At 62.5% G+C, this 8,423-nt stretch carries 5 protein-coding genes; 3 read left to right on the forward strand and 2 right to left on the reverse strand.

Translation table 11 applies throughout. The features are described from left to right. Positions 1-412: 412 nt before the first annotated feature. On the reverse strand, positions 413-2,524 hold the full coding sequence (locus tag SOQ14_RS10855) for a prolyl oligopeptidase family serine peptidase (RefSeq protein ID WP_322898121.1): 2,112 nt from the start codon (positions 2,522-2,524) through the stop codon (positions 413-415). A gap of 386 nt (positions 2,525-2,910) precedes the next feature. Here SOQ14_RS10855 and SOQ14_RS10860 point away from each other — a divergent pair, with 386 nt between their 5' ends. The 3 genes from SOQ14_RS10860 to SOQ14_RS10870 all read left to right on the forward strand — a co-directional run bounded on the left by SOQ14_RS10860 (position 2,911) and on the right by SOQ14_RS10870 (position 6,990). Then, complete coding sequence (locus SOQ14_RS10860) at positions 2,911-3,732, forward strand: LytTR family DNA-binding domain-containing protein (RefSeq protein ID WP_322898122.1); 822 nt, start codon at positions 2,911-2,913, stop codon at positions 3,730-3,732. Between the two features lie 114 nt (positions 3,733-3,846). Beyond that, a complete protein-coding gene (locus SOQ14_RS10865; protein ID WP_322898123.1) occupies positions 3,847-6,003 on the forward strand; it encodes a prolyl oligopeptidase family serine peptidase in 2,157 nt (718 codons plus the stop codon). A gap of 360 nt (positions 6,004-6,363) precedes the next feature. Next, on the forward strand, positions 6,364-6,990 hold the full coding sequence (locus tag SOQ14_RS10870; protein WP_322898124.1) for a fibrobacter succinogenes major paralogous domain-containing protein: 627 nt from the start codon (positions 6,364-6,366) through the stop codon (positions 6,988-6,990). Positions 6,991-7,797: 807 nt separating this feature from the next. Here the strand turns inward: SOQ14_RS10870 and SOQ14_RS10875 are convergent. Then, positions 7,798-8,403: a tyrosine-type recombinase/integrase gene (locus SOQ14_RS10875; protein WP_322898138.1), complete on the reverse strand. Its 606-nt coding sequence runs from the start codon at positions 8,401-8,403 to the stop codon at positions 7,798-7,800. Positions 8,404-8,423 lie beyond the last annotated feature (20 nt).

Genomic DNA, 8,423 nt, shown 5'->3' on the forward strand with positions numbered 1-8,423 from the left:
ACTACTCCCTCTGCTTGAACCTTCTTCGATCCCCGGCTTGCTGGCGGATTATTGGGATCTTTATCTACTTTTCTTCGGCTTGCCATTGGTGATCGGAGTGTTGTGCTGGAAGCGCGGAGTGCGGGCGACAGAGGGGGGGTAATCGGCGGCAGGAACGGGGTCGTTTCCAGAAATGCGGCTGCTGGCGGAAAAACCGTTGAAGCTGCTGGGCAGCTTGCAGGATCGCAGCTTGACGCCGTTCGTGACCGCTTGTGGGTGGAATTCGGAAGGGCGGCTTCGCGATATTCTGCGTCCACGGCTTTACACGGCGTGTCGCACATTACAGCCACTCGTCGGCGAGATGCGAAGCGCCTTTTATTGGCCCATGTTAATCGCCCTCGAGCTGGCCTCCCTGACGCAACAGAGCTGAAGGTTACCGCGATTGCTGCGCCCAGGCGAAGGCGAAGATGTCGGCGAATTCGTTGCGCCCCACATCCTCGGCAGTTCCTATCCCGTGCCCGGCTTGCGCGTCGCCGCGCAAATAGATCGGCGCGTCGGGCCACTTGGCCCGCGCCCGCGCAATCCACTTGGCGGTCATCCACGGGGCCACCCGGCGGTCGTTGAGGCCGATGGTCATCAGGCTCGCCGGGGGCGGGGAGACGGCGGCTGGGATCATCTCATAGGCATCCATCGCCAATAGATCGCGGAACTGCTGCGGATCGGCCGGATTGCCCATTTCGTCGAACTGGTTTGCGCCGTTCTCGGCAAAGGCGATGCGGCTGGCATTGACCACGCCGACCGTGGTGATCTGTGCGCCGAAGGCGCTCGGGTCGGTCAGGGCCGCGGTCGGCACCAGCGTGCCGCCCATACTGCCACCGGTGATCAGCGGGCCGCGTTCAGGTGCGATGCCCACCGCGGTCAGCGTCCGGGCACAGGCCGCAAGGTCCTCCATCGCGCGTGGCTTGTTGGGGCCGCGCCCGCCTTCATGCCAGTCGCGCCCGCGCTCGCCCCCGCCGCGCGTCCCGCAATAGGCCCGCGCGCCGCCCCGATCGAGCCATGCCATGGCGTTGCGATCATAGCCCGGCGAAACGTTGTCGAAGCCGTAGCCGCCATAGGCCTCGATGATGGTGGGGGTGCGTCCGGCCTCGCCCTTGCGGCGGATCACCACCAGCGGAACCTTGGTGCCGTCCTTGCTGACCGCCTCCATGCGGGTGACAGCCATGCCGGCGGCCCCCTCCCACACGCCCGAGGCAAGGCCGGTCGCCTCAAGCTTGCCGCCCACGACGTGGAACTGCGTCAGCGCCTCGGCCCAGCCGGTCAGGCCGAAGCTCACTCCGCGCCCGTCGGCATCCGGGGCCAGAGCGAAGATCGAGCCTTCGAACGGCAGCGCCACCTCCTGCGCCGGTCCGCGCCCGTCGGGCAGGAAGAACAGCTGCGCCGCGCCGTCGCGGGTGGCATGAACATAGACCCCGTCCTTTGTGACCCGCATATCGCGCACCAGCCGCTCGGGCGATCCGGCGAATATCACCTCGGGCGCGCCGGGCGTGCCATCGTCGGCGAGCGGGTAGCGCAATATCGTGCCTGCCGGATTATCGCGGCTGGTCATCGCATAAAGCGCCTTACCGCGCGGCAGGGCGATGGTGATGCGGTCGGCGAGCGTTACAACCTGCCGCCACTGCGGCTTGCCCGCCATGAGGCTGGCCATGGGGGCAAGGAAAAACTCGTTATCCACCCGCGCGCCGACCGCGGCGCCCAGCGCGAAGGGCTCGTCAGGGACGGCGAGGATGACCGCAGCCTGCTCCGGTGCCACCAGCACGCCATTGCCGAGCACCACCGTCGCCCCGCTGCCATCGCGGTTGGCGATAACGGCCGTCATCCCCAGCATCGGATCACCTTCCGGGTTGGCGGCCATCTGGGTGTAGGTCACCTTGTCCGCGCCGATAAAGCTGGCTGACCCTTCGCCCCAGATGCGTTCGATGGGCGGGCCAAGCTCCTTGCCGCTGGCGATATCGAACAGGTGAACGCGCCCGACCTCCGATCCGCCGCTCGACACCTGCACCGCGACACTGCGGCAATCGGGCGCAATTTCCGTCCCGCCGAAGCTCGCCAGCGGATCGCCGCCCACCACCGCCGGATCGAGCAGCATGCGTTCGCCCGCGCCATCGCGGATATAAAGCCGGGGCGTCTGCTCGCCGGGCCGGATGCGGCGGAACAGGGCGATATCGCCGCATTGCATATAGCCCGATACCCGGTCGATATCGGAGGACAGCTCCGCCAGCCGCCGTTCGAACCACGCGCGTTCGGGCAGGGCGTCCAGCATCGCGCGGGTGCGGGCGTTCTCAGCTTCGACAAAGGCCAGCATTTCCGGGGCGTTGGCCGGGTCTTCCATCCAGCGATATTCGTCGGTGAGGGTAATGCCGTGGGTCGTCTCGGTCACCGGCGCGGCGCGCACCGACACGGCTTGCGCGGCAAGGCTGACGCTCATCGCTGCCGCTGCACTGGCCGCCAGCAGCGCCGCAGCGCGGACGCGGAACGTCGAAATCATGTCATTCCCCCCTCAAGACCTTGGAACAAGTGAACTTTAAGTCACATCGCTGGTCAAGCCAGAATAGCGGCAAAATTGCTGCGAGATTGGCCCTGACCGGGGGAGGCTTTTTCTCTTCCACGCCTGGTCCATCGGCAAAGTAGCCCAGTCCTATGTCGAACACGGGTCGGCGAGGTGGAGATGACCGCTCCGGGGTCGGTTGCTGAAATGCGGCTGCTGGCGGAAAAACCGTTGAAGCTGCCGGGCAGCTCGCAGGATCGCAGCGTGACGCCGCTCATGACCAGAGATGGGTGGTTTGGCGAATGGCAGTCTTCTGGTCATCAGGGTGGGTGCGTGACGCGCTCGGACAGCTTTAAGAGCTGCCTCAGGGGTGATATCTGGCGAGCATGGTGAAACTGCCAGACCCTGACCCAAAGCCCAATGCTTCCCTGCCACCGCCTAGCGCGCTGACTCTTTGGCTATGCGCATCGGGTGGGGTCTGGGCCATCTATCTGCTGGTTTTCCTGCAGTTTCCGGACAATGACTTTGGAGACTCCGCAATTGCAGCATTCGTCAACGTCGCCCCGCTGACGGTGCTGGCCGCAGCGGCGCACTGGCTGATCAAGCAATACTTGATGCACTGGTCGGTGCCGGCGCAGATTTTTGGCCATATTGCTGCAGGCGCGGCCTTCGCTGTTTTGTGGTTCTCCGGCCTGACCCTTGGGCTGGCGTTGATCCAGGTCATAAAATCAGGTGGGCCACTTGATTTGACAGGCCTCACAGGCGGTGCATTTATTTGGCAAATGTTGCAGGGCTTGGTTCTTTACTGGGCAGTCGCTGCAACCACCTATGCCGTGCGCGGCGGGCGCGGCGCTGCCCCAGTCACCATCGTGACCACGTCTCCTTTCGAACGCTATCTCACACGCACGGGCGATGATATTGCGCCTGTTAATGTGCGCGATATCGTGCTCATCGCGGGCGCACAGGATTACGCCGAGGTCACGACGCTCACCGGCGTGCATCTGGTGCGCATGAGCCTTGGCGAGTTTGCGCAACGGCTCGATCCGGCGCGGTTTATCCGGGTGCATCGCTCGCACATCATCAATATCGATCATCTCGATCATGCCGAGCCTGCCGGCGGCGGGCGGCTCGTCGCCCATATGGCGACAGGGGCGATCGTCCCGATGAGTCGAACCGGTTCACAAGTATTGCGACAATTGATCGTTTAAGGCGCCCGTTCGAGGGTCCAATCTGTCCATTCATGGCAAAATTCCCGCGTGGTTGGCCAAAGCAGCGAGACGGTGGCTTCCTACCCAAGCAACCATGCACGGAGCCCCGCGCCGATGTCCTCACCTCTTGCCTGTCCGTCTTCGACCGCCGCCGCTACCGACCGCCGCACTTTGCTCAAGGGCCTGTCCGGTGCCGGGCTACTGGTGGGTCTACCGCTTGCACCCGCCCTTGCGAGCAAGATGGCTGCAACCGGCATCCACACTCGCTTGGTCCACGGCGTAACCATTACCGATCCGTTTGGTTGGCTCGACGAGGCGATGCTCGATGATCCGCAAGTCGTCCAACTGATGGACGAGGTTGCCAGCGCCTCCGAAAAGGTCATGGCGCCGCTCGGTGAATTGGTCTCAAAGCTGCGCGCTGAAGCCGATGCGGCCACGCCCGCCGCGCCTGCGCCAGCTCCGGTGTGGGACGGCGACTATGGCTATTGGAGTCAGTGGAAGACAGGCGGACAACAATTGTGGCGGGTGCACCGGGTAACGGGAGAGCAGCAAATGCTGCTCGATGCCGCTGAGCCGGGGCCAGACGGCCGCCCGATCGGCGATTTTGCAGCCTGGGGCCTGTCGGATGACGGAACAACCCTTGCCTTTGCTGTCCTCGACACGCCCGAAATCTACACGGTCCGCTTTAAGGTGGTCGCCACCGGCCGGCTGCTGGGCGACCTTATCCGAAACGTCGGTGTGTCGATCACCTCGGAGCGTCTGGTATGGACCGCCGACAGCCGCGGCCTCATTTACAACGAAGTCGACGGATCCGGCCGTCCGTGGCGGGCGCGGATCCATTGGTTGGGCCAAACACCGGACTCGGGCCAAATGCTGTTCGAAGAGCCCGATCCAGCCTTCTTCCTCGCAATTCGCCAGACGACTTCGGGGCGATTTGCGCTCATCAACAGCGCATCGGTTGACACTGCCGAGGTGAGACTCTTGGACAGAAACACCCTTGCTGCGCCCCGGTTAGTCAGGCCCCGTCAGGCAGGCTGCATCTATGTCGTGGATCACGGCGGCGGCGATACGCTCGATATCCTGACCAATGATATCCATCCCAATTTCCGTCTTGTCACCGCGCCACTGGCTGAGCCAGGCCGCTGGAGCGAGCTGTTGTTCCCGCAGGATCGCACCGGCATGACATGGCATCAGGCTTTCCGGCGCCATCTGGTGCTAACCGAGCGCCACGAGGGCGCAACCCGGGTGCGAGTGTTCAACAGGGAGGCGAGAACCTGGCGAACTGTAGACTTTCCGGACGCAGCCACGGTGGCCGGGTTCGATCGCTGGACCGCTGGGCCAGAAGCCAACCGTGAGCCCGATCCGGACAAGCTGCGTCTTGGGGTGGAAAGTTTTGCCGCGCCCAAGGCCCTGTTTGAATACAGCTTTACCGACGGGACACTCACGCCGCTCGCGACGGGCGCAATCGCACCTGAAGGCTTCGTGACCGAGCGGCTGTTTGCAACCGCCCCCGATGGCACGAGTATCCCGATGTCGATGATCCGCCCTCGTGGCCAGGATCTGCGCGGCGCGGTGCTTTACGGCTACGGCGCATATGGCATTCCATCAGATCCCAATTTTGATCCGCAACGCTTCAGCTTGCTCACTCGCGGGGTCGCCTACATCATTGCCCATGTGCGCGGCGGCGGTGATCTGGGCGGAGCATGGCACATGGCAGGCCGGAGAGAGCGGCGCGATCAGCCGGTCGAGGATTTCATGGCCTGCGCCCGCGCGCTCACCACACAAGGGATTGTGCCTGCCGGAAAGATTGTCAGTTCGGGCAGCTCGGCCGGTGGCTGGCTGGTGGGCGCGGCGCTTAATCGTGCGCCTGAGTTGTGGGCCGGTGTTATGGCCAATGTGCCTTTTCTCGACGTGCTGACGGGCCTGCTCGATGCGCGCGCCGCAATCGCTGCGGTAGAGAAGCCGGAAGTCGGCGATGTGGCGGGCGATCCAGCTGCGTTTGGCCGAGTGCTGCGACTATGCGCCTATCAGAACCTTCCCGCCAAAAAATTGCCGCCAGTATATCTTACCGCATCGCTCGCCGATGTGCGGATCCCTTGGCAAGGCGTGCTCAAATATGTCGCTCGGCTCCGCGCGGCACATCCTGACAACTTGGTTGCGCTCAGACTGGACCGGGACGGCAATCACTGGGGACCTGCTGACCCTTTGACAGGCGAAACATGGCAGGCAGAACGCGTGGCATTCACCCTCAGGGCCCTAGGGATTGCCTGAGGAGCGGAGGAAAAGTGGATTGCCGCTGCTGGCGCTCCTCAACGACCGCTTCGAGTGCGCTTTGATTATCCCAGCTTCTGTCATGAAACCTTTTGAAGCCTTCATGAACCCCTCAGGATCGCTGGTCTGCCGCGCTCATCGCCGCAAGTGGTTGGAGGAGGGATGGAAGTTACCAGAGCGTTCCGAACCTGTAGTCTTGGGCGCGCGCCTTAATCGCCGGAGTGACAAGGTTTTGTAAGTGCGATTGCCTTGAGGGTGCCCACTTTTTCATCCTCATTTTTGAGAACCGTAGATTTTTTGAGCAGATTGATTGGAGTGTTAATTATGCGCATTTTACCTGCTGCTAGGATCGGTTCTGTAGTGCTGGCGCTTGGCTTCGGCACAGTCGGCACCGCTGAACCGGCTCCGTCTGCGCCAGAGACCTTCACCATCGGCGTGCAGGTCTGGCTAGCCCGCAACCTCGATGCGACACACTTTGCCAACTGCGACCCTATACCGCGTATCACCGGCACAGCCGAATGGGCAGCCGCCGGGTCTACCGGATATCCCGCCCAGAGCGCATATGCAAATGACGAGGTCCGCGTCTCTCGGGACGGCCTGCTCTACAACTACGCTGCGATTCAAGACTCGCGCGGGCTGTGCCCCGAGGGCTTCCGCATTCCTGATGATGGCGATTGGGCCGCGCTCGAAGCCACCCTCGGCACGGACGCCGCCGCCACCCGCATGAAACCCCGTCAGTTCTGGCCCGACACCGAGACTGGCCCAGGCAATGGCACCGACGATGTCGGCTTCGGCGGGCTTCCCGCAGGCTTCCGCACCCAGCGCGGCGACTTCTTTCTAGGCGACCAGGTCGCCTATTTCTGGTCGCTCACCGAACGCTCATCGACCACCACCACCGCGCACATGCTGTTCGCTTACGATCCGAAAATCTTCCGCATCGAATACGACAAGGCAATGGGGATGTCTGTTCGCTGCCTCAAGTCGTGAAGCTTTGCGCGAGGGTCCTCACTTCACGAGGATGAAGACCATCGCGATAGCGCTTCGACCCTTCACATTGCCGCTGGCGCGGTGAATGCCGGCGTCCGCTTTGGGGTCGATTGGTGAATGGCAGCTGCTGGCAAGAAACGCGCAAAAGCTGACTGGCAGGTTCCGTCACCATAAGCCGAACGACAGGAGGCTGCCCTCGTTGAAAAAATTCTGCCATTCAGTTTGCAACCCGTTGCGGACATTCGATGGACGCGGCAAATGACCGTTATCATGGGCGTCTATGAAATCGTGATGGGTGTCCTCGGCATTCCCACAGCCCTGTTCTGGCTTTGGCTGGTTTGGACGTCGGTTCGGTCGGGCGTCACATGGGGCTGGGATAGTGGGCCAAGCCGACGCCAGAGACCGGCTCTGTTTTGGCTCGTTATGCTTTTTTACCTTGTTCTCGCCCTTGGCTTCGCTTGGAGTGGATTTGCTCGACTCTAGCGACCTCTTCCCACCCACGACCGGTAACACGCGGCGTCACGCTGCGATCCTGCAAGCTGCCCGGCAGCTTCAACGGTTTTTTCGCCAGCGGCCGCATTTCTGGAAACGACCCCGTTTCGGTCATCTCTTCATCGTCTTCCCGGGCTTGACCCGGGATCCCGCTTTCTTTGCTTGCAGACCGAGAGAAAGGCAGCGGGGCCCCGGATCAAGTCCGGGGAGACGGTGTGGATGACGGCAGAAATCCACCCACATGTTGCCGGTTCGGTGATAGCAAAATTGCGACAAAAGCGGCCATCGGGGCTTGCCCGACGGCCGCTAGCAGGGTCAGATCTCAATGCGCTCCGCTAGGATCAAAGCATCCTCCACATCGACTCCAAGATACCGAACCGTGTTCTCTATCTTGGAGTGGCCTAGCAAAACTTGAACCGCACGCAGATTTCCAGTCGAGCGGTAGATCATGGCCGCTTTGGTGCGGCGCATGGAATGAGTGCCGTAGTCTTCACGCCGCAGCCCGATCGCGGTGGCCCATTCATCGACGAGCCGGGCATACTGCCGAGTGCTTATCGGTTGGCCAGAATGAATCCTGCTTGGGAACACGAAATCATCCATGGCGCCGCCCCGTCGCAGAAGCCATGTAGCCAAGCTTGATCGGGCGTCAGCAGTGATTTCAAATTGCACCGGCCGCCCGGTCTTCCGCTGAGTGATCATTGCGCGGTCGCGAACCTCGCAACCAGCCACGAGATCGCCGATCTTCAGCTTCACCAGATCGCAGCCGTGCAGCTTGCTGTCGATCGCCAGGTCGAACAGAGCGCGGTCTCGGAGCCGCTCCTCGCGATCAAGGAAGAACCGGATCACCCAAATCTGCTTCTGGGTCAGCGGCCGCTTGGTGTCGACGGTCCTGCCGGCATTCCTCGAAACCCGATTTTGCATGGCCGGGTTGAGGTGAGATT

Source organism: Erythrobacter epiphyticus, assembly GCF_034653295.1.
Classification (GTDB): Bacteria; Pseudomonadota; Alphaproteobacteria; order Sphingomonadales; family Sphingomonadaceae; genus Erythrobacter.